This window comes from Erwinia sp. LJJL01, assembly GCF_047300805.2.
Lineage (GTDB): Bacteria > Pseudomonadota > Gammaproteobacteria > Enterobacterales > Enterobacteriaceae > Erwinia > Erwinia aphidicola.
This window is the reverse complement of the sequence record NZ_CP178576.1, coordinates 2,275,217-2,291,648: the sequence shown is the minus strand read 5'-3', so window position 1 is coordinate 2,291,648 and position 16,432 is coordinate 2,275,217. Positions and strand designations below refer to the sequence as shown.

The window sequence follows — 16,432 nt, the reverse complement described above, 5'->3', positions numbered from 1 at the left end:
TCGTTTTAAGCTGTTTATTATGTATTAACAGGTCCAAATTAAAATATTCTCAACACTTATTGAAAAGTACCGGACGTTTTTTTGGCGCGGATTTTTACTAATGAGTTATTCGTAATCCCGCCCAGTAGTTTGGCCGTAACTTACTCAGTCACCAGCTAAAAACTCAGTAGCATCAAGGCTTTCAATGCGCGTTTATCTTTGCAGGCAAAGATAAACGCGCCGAAAGTGACTTAACAACTTCTAATAATTCCGCCAATACCCGCCGGTAATGCCCCTGCCACGATAATCATTCTCGCTTAATCACTGGTTCATTAAACTAATTCATCGTGGGCGATCCGTCTCTGAGCTTATGTTTAACGAAATGTGCTGCCACGCGCCTTTAAGGGCATCAGAATGTGAGTAGCATCATGCTACAAGTGCGCTTTTACATTATCAGAGTTAAACATTACAGGCTTAACCCACGCCTTCACTACTGTTAAATGATGTTTTATCTTATCAATCCCTCCTCTTCCCATGGGGAAAACCTCGGGCGACTTATCAATTTTTGACTCATTTTTTCGATTAAATAGTGGTATCCGCAAGATAAATGCGTCTCAAAAATGGAGAATTTAACATTCAGTAGGAGGGATTCACTGTCCAAAAAAAGGTGCAATAAGAATAGCGATTATTCTTATAGCGGAACAATCCTGGATTGTGCCAAGCAGCGGTGGCAAGAGATGAAAAAAAGCGCGAACGACATGGCCAAAAAAGTGTGATCTAAACCACACAAATGCGATTATATGGCCCGCGGTGAGCGCGAGCCAGAGCGGGCCGCTGCGCGACAGAAATCGTCAGGATTTCCTCGCCAGCAGCCTGCATTACTCAGTTATCTTCAACGACTTTACTACCGGCTCAGGCTTGATACGCATTGCGCTAATCACGCCGACCATCAGGCAAGCCACGCCGCACAGGGTGAGTAACGGCGGCCACGACTGACGTAATAAAAAGGTATAAGTGAGTCCAGCGAGGATTTCGAACACGATAAGTGGCCCCACCAGCACAGTCGGCAAGCGCTGGCTGGCTTCATTCCAGCACAGCGTGCCCAGCCACGAGCAGAGCAGCGCAATCGCCAGCATCAGCGCAATAAATACGCCGGGACGCGGGCCAAAGGGCAAGGCGAACTCCGGCCTGGTCACATGAAGCAGCGCCATCACCAGCAGATAACCCACAGCGGCCAGCGGCAGCGTGACCACCCCCTGCGCAGTTGCCCAGGTCGCCGGGCGGATGGGATGCCGGCGCAGCCAGCGGGCATTGCGCAGTGGATACCATGTCCAGCAAACGACGGCGGCAAACGCCAGCGCCATGCCGCTCAGGTAGCGCCAAAGATCAAACTGCTGCCCCACTGTACGCAACTCGGCCACGTTGACGCACACCAGCCCGGCAGCAATCAGCAGCAGCGCGGGGCAGAGTTTCGCCCAGCGCAAGCGCCCTTCTTCAGCGCCGTAAAACAGATTGGCACTCACCGAGATAACCACCGGCAGCGTGCCGATAATCATGGTAGAGATTGGCGCGCCGGTGCGCTGGATCGCCGTCGCCAGGCAGGCGTAATAGAGAAGGTTGCCGACCAGCGTCAGGCGAAAAGCCTCCTGCCAGTCGCGGCGCGACAGTTTCTTCAGACGATGGCGATCCTGCCAGGCCAGCAGCAGCGCAATCAGTCCAAACGCCAGGTAACGCCCCATCGACTGCAGCGTGCCGGGATAATCCGGCACCATCAGCGGGCCAACGAAGATCAGCCCCCACATCAGCCCTGCAATCAGGGCAAAGAAAATTCCAGCAAGCATAGTCCGCTCCGGCCAAAAGAAAACGCCAGTATGGGGAAAGAGAGCGGGCAGAGATTGTAGCAAATTGCGATCAGCGCAGCTGAGCACGCACCTGCTTCTGATAGCGCGAAGGGGTAATGCCGTAGCGGATGGCGAAGGAGCGCGTCAGGTGCGCCTGGTCGGTCAGCCCGACCGACGCTGCCACGTCCGCCGCAGGCAGGCCGGCGGCCAACAGCTGGCTGGCGCGGTAAAGGCGAAATGCCATCAGCATCTGATGCGGGGTGACGTGGTACTGTGCCTTAAACTGCCGCTGAAAGTGATACGGGCTGAGCGAGACCAGCGCGGCCAGCTCATTCAGGGAGATGCGTTCGCAGAGGTTCGCGCGCAGATAATCACGCACCACGTCAAAGCGATGGCGTGGTCCTGCCGCTAAGGGGCGGGCGATGCGGGCGTGCGGGCGCAGTAGCTCGCAGAGGTTGAGCAACAGGCCATCCACGGCCAGCGGATCATCGTGATGCCACAGATTTTCCAGCAGCTGCGACAGCAGACGGGCGCGCTGTGGATCGTGGCACACCGCCTGTTCAAACCACCATTCTGCTTCCCCGGTCAGGGCAGCCAGACGTTGTGGCTCAAGGTAGATCATACGGTACTGCCAGCCGCCTTCGGTGGCGGATTCGCCGGTGTGCAGCTCGTCCGGGTTCATCAGCACCAGTGAATCGACCGGGGCGACATGCTGCGCCCCGCGATAGCGAAAGCGTTCGGCACCGCGATCGATGGTGCCGATGCCGAACGCTTCATGCGTATGAGGCTCGAAGGCGTAACGCGTGATATGCGCACGATACAGCTCGACGCCTGGCTGCCCGGAAAGATGCCGGAAGCTGGCGCGATCCTGCTCGTAGCAAAACTGCTCTGGTACCCCTTCCACTGCCGACCCCATCAAAAAATGAACAGGGCGTCAGCTTACGGTGTTTGCCTCACGCTTTCCAGCCGGGTTAAATCAGACCTTCCGCCTTCATCGCGCGCTGAACCGCCGGACGAGCCGCAACGCGGCCCGCAAACGCCTGCAGATCCGGCCAGTTATCCAGGCTAAAGCCCACCACTTTGCTCCAGCCGAGAACGGTAAACAGATAGGCATCGGCCACGGTAAATTTATCGCCCATCAGCCAGTTTTTACCCGCCAGCGCGCCGGAGAGCCAGTCGAGACGTTTGTTCAGATTGCCGGTCGCCGCCTGTTTCCAGTCCGCCGACTGCGCGGGGTTGAATAGCGACCCCATCGGCTTGTGCAGCTCGGTGCTGATAAAGCTCAGCCACTCCATCAGCCTGTAGCGTTCGGCGGTGCCGGCTAAGGGCGCAAGACCCGACTCCGGCTTGAGGTCAGCCACGTACTGCGCAATCACGGTACCTTCGGTCAGCAGGCTGCCATCATCCAGCAGTAAGGCAGGAATATAGCCTTTGCTGTTGATGGTGGTGAAATCTGCGCCGCTTTCGGTTTTTTTAGTTTTCAGATCAACGCGTTCCAGCGTGAAGGTCGCACCCACTTCTTCCAGAGCAATGTGGGGAGATAACGAACAGGCACCCGGGGTATAGAACAGTTTCATCAAGCTAACTCCTTGTTAATAGATGGGCATCACCATACGCGATTCAGTCTACGCCGACTTTAGCCGTTTATGCCACCGCACAGGGGTTACCAGAGAAGAGTAAACGCCGATTCAACCGAATGATAACGTCACGAAACAGTCACCGGGCATTGAGGCACCATTAAGCTTTGTCCTGCTTTAATCGGGACACTTTCCTACAACGGCTTATTGTCATGTCATCAGAAGCACTGTTTTTCAGCAGTCCCGAGAGCGCGCTCTCACTGTTTACTGCCCTGGTCAGCGGACGCATCACGCCGAACGCCACATGGCAATCCTCCGCTTATCGGGCAAAGTTCCTGCTGCGCTCGCTGGCCTTTCCGCACAGCACCGCCCTGCATATGAGGCAGCTGGCGGATATCCCGGCAATGCGCGAAGCACTTGTGCTTCAGCCGATGCTGCCGGGAAAAGTTCACCGCCCGTACCTGCATCTGGGGCTGAGCGCCACCCAGCGTGCCCGGACCATCGGCCAACATTACCGTTTTATGCAACAGTTAACCGCTGGCGTTCTGCGCCAGGCGCTGCTGTCGCCGCACTCCACCGAGCTGGTGAGTTTTTATGGCAAGGATGACCAACCTTTTCGCGTCACAGTTGCCTGTAATGGCCGCTGCGAGCGCGAGGGTGAAGTGGTGATGCTGCTCAGTAGTGGGGAGGTTACGCTGGCAGTGCTGACGTTCGCCATTACCGAACAGCGCGGCCAGCCGGTGCTGGTCATTGGTTGCGTGCAGGGTGCCCATCGCGATACGCCCCACGAGGCAATCCGCCTCGCGACCAAAGCCTGCTACGGTCTGTTTCCGAAACGATTACTGCTGGAAGTGGCATTTTTGCTGGCGCGTGAGCTCGGTATCAGCACCCTGCAGGGGGTCAGCGACTGCAGCCACACCTGGCGCAGCCTGCGCTATCGCTTTAAAAAGAAAGAGGCGTTTGTCGCCAGCTATGATGAGTTCTGGCAGTCGCTTGATGCCAGCCGCCTGTCGCGCCAGCTATGGCAACTGCCAGCGGAACTGGCACACAAAGCCATGGAAGAGATCCCCAGTAAGAAACGCGCGGAGTATCGCCGCCGCTATCAGCTGCTGGACGATCTGCACCAGCAGTTTAGCCGCTTCGCCTGAGGGGATTACTGCGCGGGGGTGGATTCCTGCTGCACTTCGTCGATCTTCCAGCCGTCGCGTTCATGCACCAGCGTTACCAGCAGATGCTGCTGGTCGCTGGGATCGCGGCCGAGGATCACATCCCCGGCGGCGCGGTTGCCGTTGTAGGTAAAACGGCTGACGCTGACGTTATTGACCCAGCCATCGCTGTAGTCCTGATCCTGCAGAAAATAGTCATCGTCCATGCCATCAGGGCTTTTGATCAGCAGGTTAATTTTTTGCAGCAGCCGCTGGGTGACATATTCATTTAACAGCGGATCGTGTTCATCGATCGGGCTCTCTTCTTTACTCAATGCCGTCAGATACCAGCTGTAAAAGGCCAGGCTGGTCCCCTGTGGATCGACGTTATGCTCCGCCGCCACCGCCCCACAGGCAAACAGCGTGACAACCAGCATCAGCAACCACTTTTTCATGCAAACCATCCCGGATAAATCACCACTTACACTCCTGAGCATTTTAGTGCCATCCTGGCCGACAGTGATTGTATTGAAATTATCCGGCTAATCCAGCCCTGCGCCCCTCTGCCCGCCTGTTTTTTTAGTAACTGTTTATGCTGCGTTGCCCAGCCAGTCGCGCAGCAGCATAAGCAGCGCACCGGGCTGCTCCAGCGGCAGCATATGCCCACTGTTTTCGACCACTTCCAGCCGCGATGCGGGAATGGCCGCCGCCAGCTGCCGCGACTCTTCCAGCGTGCGCATGCGATCGTCGGCGGCGGCAATCACCAGCGTGGGGCAGCGGATGGCCGACAGGAGATCGGTGTCGCTGCTGCGCGGCATCCGCAGCTGGCGGATAAAGGTCTCGCGCCCGAGGCGCACGCTCATATCGAGGATCGCCTGCTGCAGCTGCGGGTCGGACTGATGGTCACGGCTCAGCGATTGCGCGATCGCCCGCTGGCCGATGCCGTGGAAGGTGCCGCTGGCGCGCTGCAGATTCTCCGCCACCGCCTGCTTAAACTCCGCCATCGCCTCACTGTCCGCCGCGCTGGAGGTGGCGATCAGCACCAGACTCTGCACGCGCTGCGGCACCCGGCGCAGGATCTCGCGCGCAACATATCCGCCCATTGAGAACCCCACCAGCGTGAACCGTGGCGGGCAGGCTGCCAGTACCGCATCGGCCATCTCCGTAATGGAGCGCCCCTGCGACAGATCGCCGTAAATCAGCGGGCCAAGCTGCTCCAGCTCCGGCAGCATACGCTGCCACAGCCCGGCATCACACATCACGCCGGGCAGTAAAACTAACGGTGTCGGATTCATGCCCAGTGCTTCTTCTTGCTGGTTTTGCCAATGCCCGGATTGCAGCTATTGGTGGGATCGAGCTGATGGAAGTGCTGCTGATGCGCTTGTGAGGCGTGATACAGGTGGCCAATATTGTGCTCGGCCGGATATTTCGCCCCGCGCTGGTCGAGATACTCCAGCACCGCCGCCTTGAACCGGGCGCCATCAACGCCCGGCTTGAGGATGTAGTCCTGATGGTTGACCAGGCAGAAGAAGTGGCCGCAGCAGGAGTTTTCCAGCACCTGTGACTGTAGCTCCGGCGGCAGGTGGATCAGCCACTGCGTATCGTTACGGCGCAGGGCGACGTCAAAGGCGATCAGCCTGTCGTCGGTATTAATACCGTAATAGTCGCAGTAGAACACCGTGCAGGCACCCACGCCGAAACGCACCAGAAACGCATCCTGCTGTTCAGCTTCGCTGCAGTGAAACCACTCGCCGTTGCGCGCGGCGAAAAAGGCCGTCAGCAGACGGCTCATCGACGCAACCTCATCGTGGGCCAGTTTAATCATCAGATGGTGTTCATAGCGGCGATGCCAGGAGAGCAGGCGCGGCGCCACGGTTGATGGCGTCACGCGGTTGCCCCACTGGATCAGCTTATCGATGGTGTTGGCAGGGAACAGCTTCAGCTTTTTCACCCGCGCATCCCACAACGCCTTTTTACGCATCAGGCCGGGCAGCGCCGCCGGGCCAAGGCGCTTGATCGACAGGAACATATGGCGGGCATAGCGCAGCGTCAAACGGAAGGCGTTGCGGTGGATATACTCCGCCTGAATCGGCAGGGTTTCCAGATTCTCAATCAGATAGCGGCGCAGGCCGAGCAGCACCTGCTCATCGTTGCTGCCGATATAGAAGGTGTCCTCCTGCGGGGTAGCGTCAAAGGTTGCCAGGCGCACGGCGAAAACGATCACTTTGCCGGCGCAGCCCGCGCTGTCGTGCAGATACTGCGGATTGCCGTTGAAGCGCGTTGGGGTTTCCGCCGCCACGTCTTTGATCACCGCCGCATAGTCATCCGCCCAGATCTTACCCGCCCAATCCGGCGCGGTACCGGTGGTGTACTGCCCGGCCTCCAGGTTGGCGATGATCTCCTCCGGCGCAGTGCCGAGATCGATACCGAGGTGATTGACCAGCAGCAGCTGGCCGTCCTCGGTAATTTGCGCAAACAGCGACTTCTCGGTAAACGCCGGGCCGCGCTGCAGCAGCGAGCCGCCGGAATTATTACAGATACCGCCCACCACCGACGCGCCAATGCACGAGGAGCCGATCACCGAATGCGGCTCCTTATTGTAAGGGGCAAGCGCCGCTTCCAGCTCGGTCAGGGTGCTGCCGGGAAAGGCAATAATCTGCTCTGCATTATCAATCACCTGCACGCCTTTGATCTTGCGCGTGCTGACGATAATCACCGGGCGATCGTAGTCATCACCGTGCGGCGTTGAACCGCCGGTCACCCCGGTATTAGATGCCTGCATCAAAATTATGCAGTCATCCTGCTGGCACACCTGCAGCACCTGCCACAGCTGCAGCAGCGTTTCCGGCAGCACCACCGCCAGCGCATCACCGTGCCCGACGCGAAAGCCTTTGCAGTACCAGGCTTTCTGGTAGCTATCGGTAATCAGATTATCGGCGCTGACCAGGTCGGTCAGCTGTTGCAGGGTAAGAGCGTGTTGCATCTTCTTGCCTCTCCTTAGCGTTTATTTTTTTGCCGCATCGAGTGTACCTGACCCGCTTACGAATGAATAATTAGTTAACTTTTTACTCTGGTATAGATAACGCAATTTTATGCAACTTATATGCAGTAAAAATGCATATAAAAAAATTTCCCTCTGTTTTTCAAAAAGTTGAATGTGATCATAAAGTGAATAATTACGGATGACACTGTGTTGACTTTGTTACAGCACAGCGCCAGCATGATGCCCACTTACCGACTTCCTGCGCTCGTAACGCCCTGATATTTCTATGGGGAAGGGGTGGTTTTGCCCGCTAATAATACAATGTTGAGAGGATGCTATGTCTGACCAAACGGATGCGCAGCAACACCTGCATCGCGGCCTGAGTTCACGCCATATTCAGCTTATCTCCCTCGGCGGTGCGATCGGCACCGGGCTGTTTATGGGCGCGGGCAAAACCATCGCCGTTTCCGGCACCTCGATCCTTATCACCTATATCGTGGTCGGCTTCTTTATGTATATGGTGATGCGCGCGATGGGTGAAGTGCTGCTGACAAAGCTCGATTACCGCTCCTTCGCCGATTTCGTTTCCGACTATCTCGGCCCTAAGGCCAGCTTCTTCCTCGGCTGGTCCTACTGGCTGAGCTGGGTGGTGACCTGTATTGCCGATGTGGTGGTGTGCGGAGGTTATGTACAGTACTGGCTACCGCAGCTGTCACCGTGGATACCGGCGCTGTTCACCCTTGGGTTGCTGTGCCTGTTTAACCTGCTGTCGGTGAAAATGTTTGGCGAGGCGGAATTCTGGTTTGCGATTATTAAGGTGATCGCCATTGTGGCGCTGATTGTCACCGGCATCTGGATGGTGGCAACCGGCTGGACCTCCCCGGACGGCGTGACCGCCTCGCTGCATAACCTCAGCGACCCGGCGGTGTTTATGCCGCACGGCATTGTCGGCTTTTTTGCCGGTTTCCAGATCGCGATTTTCTCCTACACCGGTATTGAGCTGCTCGGCACCATGAGCGCCGAAACCAAATCGCCGCAGACGGTGCTGCCGAAGGCGATCAAGGCGATTCCGCTGCGCATCATCATCTTCTATGTGCTTTCGATGGTGGTGATTATTGCGGTGACCTCGTGGCAGCATATTTCGCCGGAGACCAGCCCGTTCGTCACGCTGTTTGCCAAGGCGGGCCTGCCTGCCGCCGCCGCGGTGATCAACTTTGTGGCCCTGACCTCGGCGATGTCCTCGGCCAACAGCGGCGTCTACTCCAGCACGCGCATGCTTTATGGCCTGTCGGTTGAGCAGCACGCCCACTGGCAGTTCCGCATTCTGTCGCGCACCACGCGCATTCCGGTGCGCAGCCTGATGTTCTCCTGCTTTTGCATGTTAAGCGGGACGCTGCTGCTGTTCCTGGTGCCGAACGTGATGACGCTGTTTACCGTGGTGTCGACGCTGGCGGCAATCCTGGTGATTTACAGCTGGGGGATGATTCTGGTGGCCTATCTGGTGTACCGCAAGCGCTGCCCGCAACTGCACCAGCGCGCGACGTTTAAGATGCCGGCGGGGATTGTGATGAGCTGGCTAACCCTGCTGTTTTTCCTGTTCTCGCTGGTGGTGATGGTGTTTGACCCGGATACGCTGAGCGCGCTCTGTGCAATGCCGCTGTGGTTTATCCTGCTGGCGTGGTTCTGGCGGGTGAAGCAGCGCCGGGAGCAGCAGCAGACCGCCACGGTTTTGTAATGGCCCGGCGGCCGATCGAAAAAGAGGATCGGCCCCTACGGGTGAGAACCGCGTTGTTTTGTAGGGGCGGACCCTCTTTTCCGGTCCGCCCGTCGGTGCAACATGGGTAGGGCCGATCGGTAAAGAGGATCGGCCCCTACAGGTGAGAACCACGTTATTTGTAGGGGCGGACCCTCTTTTCCGGTCCGCCCGTCGGGGCAACATGGGTAGGGCCGATCGGTAAAGAGGATCGGCCCCTACAGGTGAGAACCACGTTATTTGTAGGGGCGGACCCTCTTTTCCGGTCCGCCCGTCGGTGCAACATGGGGACGGGCCGATCGGAAAAAGATCGGCCCCTGCCGGGTGTTTATCGCGCTTACAGCACGCCCTGCGCCAGCATCGCGTCGGCGACTTTGACGAATCCGGCAATGTTGGCGCCGCGCACATACTGCGTCTGCTTGCCCTCCCCGCCGTGCTCCACGCAGGCGTGGTGGATATCCAGCATGATATGTTGCAGGCGGATATCGACCTTCTCCGCCTTCCAGCTCAGACGGGCGGCGTTCTGCGCCATCTCCAGCCCGGAAGTCGCCACCCCGCCCGCATTCGCTGCCTTGCCGGGCGCAAACAGCACGCCCGCATCAAGAAACGCATCGGTCGCCTGGATGGTGGTTGGCATGTTGGCACCTTCCGCCACCGCCTTTACGCCATTGGCAATCAGCAGACGGGCGGCAGGTAGATCCAGCTCATTCTGCGTGGCGCACGGCAGCGCGATATCCACCGGCACGCTCCACGGCTGCTGCCCGGCGAGATACACCAGGTTGCGTTCGCGCGCATACTCTTCCACGCTGCCGTATCGTTCGTTTTTGATCTCGGCCAGATGCGCCAGGCTCGCAGGCGTAAAGCCCGCTTCATCCACTACCGTGCCGCGTGAATCCGACGCGGTCAGCACGCGCGCGCCCAGCGCCATCGCCTTTTCAATCGCATACTGCGCCACGTTGCCCGCGCCGGACACGGCAACCGTGCTGCCCTCAAAGCCCAGACCGTGGCGTTTCAGCATCGCGTCGGTAAAGTACACCAGGCCATAGCCGGTCGCTTCCGGGCGGATCAGACTGCCGCCGAACGACAGTCCTTTGCCGGTGAACACGCAGGCGGTGTTATTCGACAGCTTCTTCATCATCCCAGCCATAAATGCCACTTCGCGCCCGCCCACGCCGATATCCCCGGCCGGAACGTCGGTATCCGGGCCAAGGTGGCGATACAGTTCGGTCATCAGCGCCTGACAGAAGCGCATCACTTCACCGTGACTTTTCCCTTTCGGGTTGAAGTCAGAACCGCCCTTGCCACCGCCCATGGGTAACGTCGTCAGCGCATTTTTAAAGGTCTGCTCGAAGCCGAGGAACTTGAGGATCGACAGATTTACCGATGGATGAAAGCGCATCCCTCCTTTATACGGACCAATCGCCGAGCTGAACTGCACGCGCCACGCACGATTAACCTGTACCTGGCCTTTATCATCAACCCAGGCCACGCGGAACTGAATAGCGCGCTCCGGCTCAACCAGCCGCTCCAGTAGCGCCTGCTGCTGATAGTGAGGGTTTTGTTCGAGGAATGGCCACAGGGAGGTGAATACTTCGCGCACCGCCTGCAGATACTCTGGCTGATGCGGATCGCGCTGCTGTAAAGAGGTGAGAAACGCTTCCAGAGAGGTAAAAGCTGTCATAACAAATTCCTTATGCGAGATGAGCTAGCCCTAATGACATTCATTATTTTTCAGGATAATCAGAGGGATGATGAGGTTCCTTGCGCGACTATATCACCGCACTTTAAGGGTGCAATGAAAAAGTGATGAGCTGAAAAGCGCAGGGAAAAGCAGCAAAAATCGCGCAAAGCACCGCCAGCTCTGCCCTGGCGCCCCCTCAAGGCAGAGACGACCGATAAGAAAAAGTTATGACCGAAATCGTGAGATAAACAGGGGTAATTGGCGCAGAGGCAGAAAAAGGGGACGTCATGATTTATCGATAAATGTAAACATGAGAAATGGCGATTGCTCACCTGCTCATTACCGTGATTCGATGCACTCTCCCCCCGTTCCGTTCAATGAGTTGAATTAAGCCTAATGAGAGATAACACCGATTCTGAGCCACTCAATCTGACCGCGCTGTTATTGATCAATGAGCATTCGCGCAATGGCAAAGCGCTACGCCAGCAGGCGAAACAGAGCCTGTCAGCGCACCGCATCGACGTGATTGAACCGCCAAAAGAGGATCGCCGCAGCAGCAGTGACCTGATCCGCGCCTGGGCCGACGGCATTGATCTGGTGATTGTTGGCGGCGGTGACGGCAGCCTGAATGCCGCAGCGCCGGGGTTAATGAGCAGCGGCTTGCCGCTCGGCGTATTGCCGCTGGGTACCGCCAATGATTTTGCCCGCACGCTCGGCATCAGCAACGATCTGCAGCAGGCGGTAAAAATTATTGCCGCCGGACATCGCCGGGAGGTCGATCTTGGCGAAGTTAATGGCCACCTGTTTTTCAACGTCTCCAGCATCGGCTTTTCCGCCACGCTTGCCCGCCATCTGACCGCCGAATCGAAAAAGCGCTGGGGCACCTTCGGCTATGCGCTGGCCGCGTTTAAGCTGCTGAAACAGAGCCGCCCGTTTAGCGCCAGCATCGAGCATGACGGCGTGACCGAGAAGGTGAAAACCGTACAGGTTTCAGTCGGAAACGGGCGTTTTTACGGTGGCGGGATGACCGTGGAACAGAGTGCTGCCCCCGATGACGGATTACTGGACGTGTACAGCCTGGAAGTGGCGCACTGGTGGCAGATGATCGCCCTGCTGCCTGCGCTGCGGCGCGGCACGCATGGCCGCTGGCGCAAGGTGCGCACGCTTTCCACCACCGCGCTGACGCTGACCACCCGTCGCCCGCATGATATCAACGCCGACGGTGAGCTGATCGGGCAGACCCCTGCTCGCTTCACAATCAAAACTAAAGCTATTCAGGTGTTTGCGCCTGCGGCTAACCCTGCTCTTTAAATTAATCTGGGAAACTTCATCATGAAAAAGTTAGGTATTCTGGTCATAACCGCGATGGTGACGATGATCGCCGCCTGCGACGACGCCACCAAAGAGAAGATCAAAGAAGCCGATAAGAGTGCGACCAGCCTGGTCGAATCCGCGCAATCCCAGTGGGATGAAACCCGCAAACAGGCCACCGATCTCGCCGACCAAAAAATGGCCGAGCTGAATGCCGCACAACCGCTGGATGAGGCGAAGAAAAAGATCAGCGAACTGGGCGAGATGAAGCTGAGTGATTTGATTTCCGGCGGAGATGACGAGCAAGGCAAAGAGGCGGAAGAGGCGGAATCGGAGAGTAACTGACAGCCTGTCTACAAGGGTTATCCCATCAATGGGGCAAGAGAAAAGACAAAGAACCCTCTAAATGAGCTGAAAACAAAAAGCCCCGCATTGGTATGCGGGGCTTTTTTTGACTCGCTGACGACGCTGTCAAATCAGAAAGGGATGTCGTCGTCGAAGTCCATTGGTGGCTCATTGTTAGCAGGTGCGCTGTTCTGCTGTGGAGCCTGCTGCGGACGGGACTGCTGTGCGCCGCCGCTGAACTGGTTGCCGCCCTGTGGCTGCTGAGGCTGGCCCCAACCGTTGTTGTTGCCTGCGCCCTGACCGCCGCCTGCTGGAGCACCGCCGCCCTGAGCACGACCGCCCAGCATCTGCATGGTGCCGCCAACGTTAACCACAACTTCGGTGGTGTACTTCTCAACGCCAGCCTGGTCAGTCCATTTACGGGTCTGCAGTGCGCCTTCGATATAAACCTGAGAGCCTTTACGCAGGTATTCACCGGCCACTTCTGCCAGCTTGCCGAACAGCACAACGCGGTGCCATTCAGTTTTCTCTTTGGTTTCGCCGGTCTGCTTGTCGCGCCAGGATTCGGAGGTAGCCAGAGTGATGTTGGCAACGGCACCGCCATTCGGCATGTAGCGAACTTCCGGGTCCTGCCCCAGATTTCCGACTAAAATTACTTTGTTTACGCCTCTGCTGGCCATGTTGCTCTCTCCGGTTAATGTTCGTTCTCTAAGTCTAGGCGCAAAATTCTATCATGGGCTACCCTGAGATCCTACATTTAGGAGACGCCTCGAAAAAGGCTTACTTTCGTTGCAGCGTTGCATCAGTTTGCATGGCACTTCAGGGCAAAACACTGGTTATCCATTCAGGTTTTTTTGTGCCATAATGACACGTTTCTTTCTGGCCGTGCCGGGCAGGCATGGTGAGGTTTGTGCTAATCCGGGAATTGTGAATGGATAAGATCGAAGTACGGGGTGCCCGCACCCACAATTTGAAAAACATCAACCTGACCATTCCGCGCGATAAACTGATCGTGGTGACCGGCCTGTCAGGTTCCGGCAAGTCCTCGCTGGCGTTTGATACGCTGTACGCCGAGGGTCAGCGCCGCTACGTTGAATCGCTCTCCGCCTATGCGCGCCAGTTCCTGTCACTGATGGAAAAACCGGACGTTGACCACATTGAGGGGCTCTCTCCGGCGATTTCGATCGAGCAGAAATCTACCTCGCATAACCCGCGTTCCACCGTCGGCACCATCACCGAAATCCATGACTACCTGCGCCTGCTGTTTGCCCGCGTTGGCGAACCGCGCTGTCCGGATCACGACGTCACGCTGGCGGCACAGACCGTCAGCCAGATGGTGGACAACGTGCTGGCGCAGCCGGAAGGCCGCCGCCTGATGCTGCTGGCCCCGATCGTCAAAGATCGCAAAGGTGAGCACAGCAAAACGTTGGAAAACCTCGCCAGCCAGGGCTATATCCGCGCCCGCATCGACGGTGAAGTGTGCGATCTCTCCGATCCGCCAAAGCTGGAACTGCAGAAGAAACACACCATCGAAGTGGTGGTGGACCGCTTTAAGGTACGTGACGATCTCGCGCAGCGCCTGGCAGAGTCGTTTGAAACCGCGCTGGAGCTCTCCGGCGGCACCGCCGTGGTGGCCGATATGGATGACGCCGCCGCTGAAGAGCTGCTGTTCTCGGCCAACTTCGCCTGCCCGATTTGCGGCTACAGCATGAACGAGCTGGAACCCCGCCTGTTCTCCTTCAATAACCCGGCCGGTGCCTGCCCGACCTGTGACGGGCTGGGCGTTCAGCAGTATTTCGACCCGGAGCGCGTGGTGCAGAACCCGGAGCTGTCGCTGGCCGGCGGCGCGATCCGCGGCTGGGACCGCCGCAACTTCTACTATTTCCAGATGCTGCGCTCGCTGGCGGAGCATCTGAAGTTTGATATCGAAGCGCCGTTCAACTCCCTGCCGGAAGAGAGCCGCAAGGTGATCCTGTACGGTTCCGGCAAAGACAATATCGAGTTTAAATACGTCAACGATCGCGGAGACACTTCAGTGCGCCGCCATCCGTTCGAGGGCGTGCTGCACAATATCGAGCGCCGTTATAAAGAGACAGAATCGTCTGCGGTACGCGAAGAGCTGGCGAAATTTATCAGTAACCGCTCCTGCACCAGCTGCCACGGCACCCGTCTGCGCCGTGAAGCACGCCACGTTTTTGTTGAGAACACCACGCTGCCGACCATCTCAGATATGAGCATCGGCCATGCGATGGCGTTTTTCCAGAATATGAAGCTCAGCGGCCAGCGCGCGCAGATTGCTGAGAAAGTGCTGAAAGAGATCGGCGACCGCCTGAAGTTCCTGGTGAACGTCGGGCTGAACTACCTGTCGATGTCGCGCTCGGCGGAAACGCTCTCCGGCGGTGAGGCGCAGCGTATTCGTCTGGCCAGCCAGATTGGTGCCGGACTGGTCGGCGTGATGTACGTACTGGATGAGCCGTCTATCGGTCTGCATCAGCGCGACAATGAACGCCTGCTGGAAACGCTGGTCCACCTGCGCAATCTCGGCAATACGGTGATTGTGGTGGAGCATGATGAAGATGCGATTCGCGCTGCTGACCATGTGATCGATATCGGGCCCGGCGCGGGCGTGCACGGCGGGCAGATTGTCGCCGAAGGCACCGTTGACGACATTATGGCTGTAGAAGCGTCGCTGACCGGGCAGTTCCTCAGCGGCAAGCGCGGCATCGCCATTCCTGAGGAGCGGGTGAAGGGCGACCCGGCGAAAGTGCTGAAGCTGACCGGAGCCAGCGGCAACAACCTGAAGGATGTCACCCTGACGCTGCCGGTTGGCCTGTTTACCTGCGTTACCGGCGTGTCCGGCTCCGGTAAATCGACGCTGATCAACGATACCCTGTTCCCGCTGGCCCAGCGCCAGCTGAACGGCGCCACCATTGCCGAAGCCGCGCCTTACCGCAGCATCAGCGGCATGGAGCACTTCGACAAAGTTATCGATATCGATCAAAGCCCGATTGGCCGCACGCCGCGCTCCAACCCGGCAACCTATACCGGTATCTTTACCCCGGTGCGCGAGCTGTTTGCCGGGGTGCCGGAATCACGTACCCGTGGCTACACGCCGGGGCGTTTCAGCTTTAACGTGCGCGGCGGGCGCTGCGAAGCCTGCCAGGGCGACGGCGTGATCAAGGTTGAGATGCACTTCCTGCCGGATATCTACGTGCCGTGCGACCAGTGTAAAGGCAAACGCTATAACCGCGAGACGCTGGAAGTAAAGTACAAGGGCAAGAGCATTCATGAAGTGCTGGAGATGACCATTGAAGAAGCGCGTGAGTTCTTCGATGCGGTACCGGCGCTGGCGCGTAAGCTGCAAACGCTGATGGACGTTGGCCTGTCGTATATCCGCCTCGGTCAGTCGGCTACCACGCTGTCCGGCGGTGAAGCGCAGCGCGTGAAGCTGGCGCGTGAGCTGTCGAAGCGCGGCACCGGGCAGACGCTGTATATCCTTGATGAGCCGACCACCGGTCTGCACTTCGCCGATATCCAGCAGTTGCTGGAAGTCCTGCACCAGCTGCGCGACCAGGGCAATACCATCGTGGTGATTGAGCACAACCTTGATGTGATCAAAACCGCCGACTGGATTGTCGATCTCGGCCCGGAAGGCGGCAGCGGCGGCGGTGAAATCCTCGTCTCCGGCACGCCGGAAACCGTGGCGCAGTGCGAGCGTTCGCACACCGCGCGCTTCCTGAAACCGCTGTTACAGGGTTAATAACCGACGGGCGAGGCATGCCTCGCCCCTGGCTTATACCCGCCGCAATCCCGTACG

13 protein-coding genes are annotated in these 16,432 nt (G+C 58.0%); 5 read left to right on the top strand and 8 right to left on the bottom strand.

Annotated elements, in window-relative coordinates:
- Window positions 1–857: 857 nt before the first annotated feature.
- The 3 genes from ACLI4M_RS11445 to gstA form a co-directional block, all read right to left on the bottom strand.
- A complete protein-coding gene (locus ACLI4M_RS11445; RefSeq protein WP_133624961.1) occupies window positions 858–1,820 on the bottom strand; it encodes a DMT family transporter in 963 nt (320 codons plus the stop codon).
- Between the two features lie 70 nt (window positions 1,821–1,890).
- Window positions 1,891–2,724, bottom strand: a complete 834-nt coding sequence (locus ACLI4M_RS11440) for an AraC family transcriptional regulator (RefSeq protein ID WP_048917549.1) — start codon at window positions 2,722–2,724, stop codon at window positions 1,891–1,893.
- Window positions 2,725–2,791: 67 nt separating this feature from the next.
- Complete coding sequence (gene gstA / locus ACLI4M_RS11435; protein WP_048917550.1) at window positions 2,792–3,397, bottom strand: glutathione transferase GstA; 606 nt, start codon at window positions 3,395–3,397, stop codon at window positions 2,792–2,794.
- A gap of 212 nt (window positions 3,398–3,609) precedes the next feature.
- Here gstA and ACLI4M_RS11430 point away from each other — a divergent pair, with 212 nt between their 5' ends.
- Window positions 3,610–4,545, top strand: coding sequence for a VirK/YbjX family protein (locus tag ACLI4M_RS11430; RefSeq protein WP_048917551.1), 936 nt, complete (start codon window positions 3,610–3,612; stop codon window positions 4,543–4,545).
- A gap of 5 nt (window positions 4,546–4,550) precedes the next feature.
- Here ACLI4M_RS11430 and ACLI4M_RS11425 read toward each other — a convergent pair whose 3' ends face one another.
- The 3 genes from ACLI4M_RS11425 to dld form a co-directional block, all read right to left on the bottom strand.
- Entirely contained in the window at window positions 4,551–4,997 is a 447-nt protein-coding gene (locus ACLI4M_RS11425) for a DUF3828 domain-containing protein (protein WP_048917552.1), read from the bottom strand.
- 135 nt (window positions 4,998–5,132) lie between these two features.
- Entirely contained in the window at window positions 5,133–5,837 is a 705-nt protein-coding gene (locus ACLI4M_RS11420) for an alpha/beta fold hydrolase (RefSeq protein ID WP_048917553.1), read from the bottom strand.
- A complete protein-coding gene (gene dld, locus ACLI4M_RS11415) occupies window positions 5,834–7,525 on the bottom strand; it encodes a D-lactate dehydrogenase (protein ID WP_133624962.1) in 1,692 nt (563 codons plus the stop codon). The genes ACLI4M_RS11420 and dld overlap by 4 nt, the downstream gene beginning before the upstream one ends.
- 337 nt (window positions 7,526–7,862) lie before the next feature.
- On the opposite strand from dld, the gene ACLI4M_RS11410 reads away from it, so the two are divergent.
- Window positions 7,863–9,260, top strand: a complete 1,398-nt coding sequence (locus ACLI4M_RS11410) for an amino acid permease (protein ID WP_133624963.1) — start codon at window positions 7,863–7,865, stop codon at window positions 9,258–9,260.
- Window positions 9,261–9,615: 355 nt separating this feature from the next.
- Here ACLI4M_RS11410 and gdhA read toward each other — a convergent pair whose 3' ends face one another.
- Window positions 9,616–10,959 carry an NADP-specific glutamate dehydrogenase gene (gene gdhA / locus ACLI4M_RS11405; RefSeq protein ID WP_133624964.1) on the bottom strand — a complete coding sequence of 448 codons (1,344 nt, stop codon included), beginning with the start codon at window positions 10,957–10,959 and terminating at the stop codon, window positions 9,616–9,618.
- Window positions 10,960–11,355: 396 nt separating this feature from the next.
- Here gdhA and ACLI4M_RS11400 point away from each other — a divergent pair, with 396 nt between their 5' ends.
- Both ACLI4M_RS11400 and ACLI4M_RS11395 read left to right on the top strand, forming a co-directional pair.
- A complete protein-coding gene (locus tag ACLI4M_RS11400; RefSeq protein WP_133624965.1) occupies window positions 11,356–12,270 on the top strand; it encodes a lipid kinase in 915 nt (304 codons plus the stop codon).
- A 21-nt stretch (window positions 12,271–12,291) separates the two neighbouring features.
- Entirely contained in the window at window positions 12,292–12,615 is a 324-nt protein-coding gene (locus ACLI4M_RS11395; RefSeq protein ID WP_133624966.1) for a hypothetical protein, read from the top strand.
- Between the two features lie 131 nt (window positions 12,616–12,746).
- Here ACLI4M_RS11395 and ssb1 read toward each other — a convergent pair whose 3' ends face one another.
- Window positions 12,747–13,295 carry a single-stranded DNA-binding protein SSB1 gene (gene ssb1 / locus ACLI4M_RS11390; RefSeq protein ID WP_048917558.1) on the bottom strand — a complete coding sequence of 183 codons (549 nt, stop codon included), beginning with the start codon at window positions 13,293–13,295 and terminating at the stop codon, window positions 12,747–12,749.
- Between the two features lie 251 nt (window positions 13,296–13,546).
- Between ssb1 and uvrA the strand changes: the two genes are divergently transcribed.
- Window positions 13,547–16,375 carry an excinuclease ABC subunit UvrA gene (uvrA, locus tag ACLI4M_RS11385; protein WP_048917559.1) on the top strand — a complete coding sequence of 943 codons (2,829 nt, stop codon included), beginning with the start codon at window positions 13,547–13,549 and terminating at the stop codon, window positions 16,373–16,375.
- Window positions 16,376–16,432: the final 57 nt, after the last annotated feature.

Bases quoted from the DNA above. Each gene is read 5' to 3' on its own strand.
- ssb1 (WP_048917558.1), bottom strand. From the start codon at position 13,295: ATGGCCAGCAGAGGCGTAAACAAAGTAATTTTAGTCGGAAATCTGGGG.
- ACLI4M_RS11400 (WP_133624965.1), top strand. From the start codon at position 11,356: ATGAGAGATAACACCGATTCTGAGCCACTCAATCTGACCGCGCTGTTA.
- uvrA (WP_048917559.1), top strand. From the start codon at position 13,547: ATGGATAAGATCGAAGTACGGGGTGCCCGCACCCACAATTTGAAAAAC.
- ACLI4M_RS11430 (WP_048917551.1), top strand. From the start codon at position 3,610: ATGTCATCAGAAGCACTGTTTTTCAGCAGTCCCGAGAGCGCGCTCTCA.
- gdhA (WP_133624964.1), bottom strand. From the start codon at position 10,959: ATGACAGCTTTTACCTCTCTGGAAGCGTTTCTCACCTCTTTACAGCAG.
- ACLI4M_RS11395 (WP_133624966.1), top strand. From the start codon at position 12,292: ATGAAAAAGTTAGGTATTCTGGTCATAACCGCGATGGTGACGATGATC.
- ACLI4M_RS11420 (WP_048917553.1), bottom strand. From the start codon at position 5,837: ATGAATCCGACACCGTTAGTTTTACTGCCCGGCGTGATGTGTGATGCC.
- ACLI4M_RS11445 (WP_133624961.1), bottom strand. From the start codon at position 1,820: ATGCTTGCTGGAATTTTCTTTGCCCTGATTGCAGGGCTGATGTGGGGG.
- gstA (WP_048917550.1), bottom strand. From the start codon at position 3,397: ATGAAACTGTTCTATACCCCGGGTGCCTGTTCGTTATCTCCCCACATT.
- dld (WP_133624962.1), bottom strand. From the start codon at position 7,525: ATGCAACACGCTCTTACCCTGCAACAGCTGACCGACCTGGTCAGCGCC.
- ACLI4M_RS11425 (WP_048917552.1), bottom strand. From the start codon at position 4,997: ATGAAAAAGTGGTTGCTGATGCTGGTTGTCACGCTGTTTGCCTGTGGG.
- ACLI4M_RS11410 (WP_133624963.1), top strand. From the start codon at position 7,863: ATGTCTGACCAAACGGATGCGCAGCAACACCTGCATCGCGGCCTGAGT.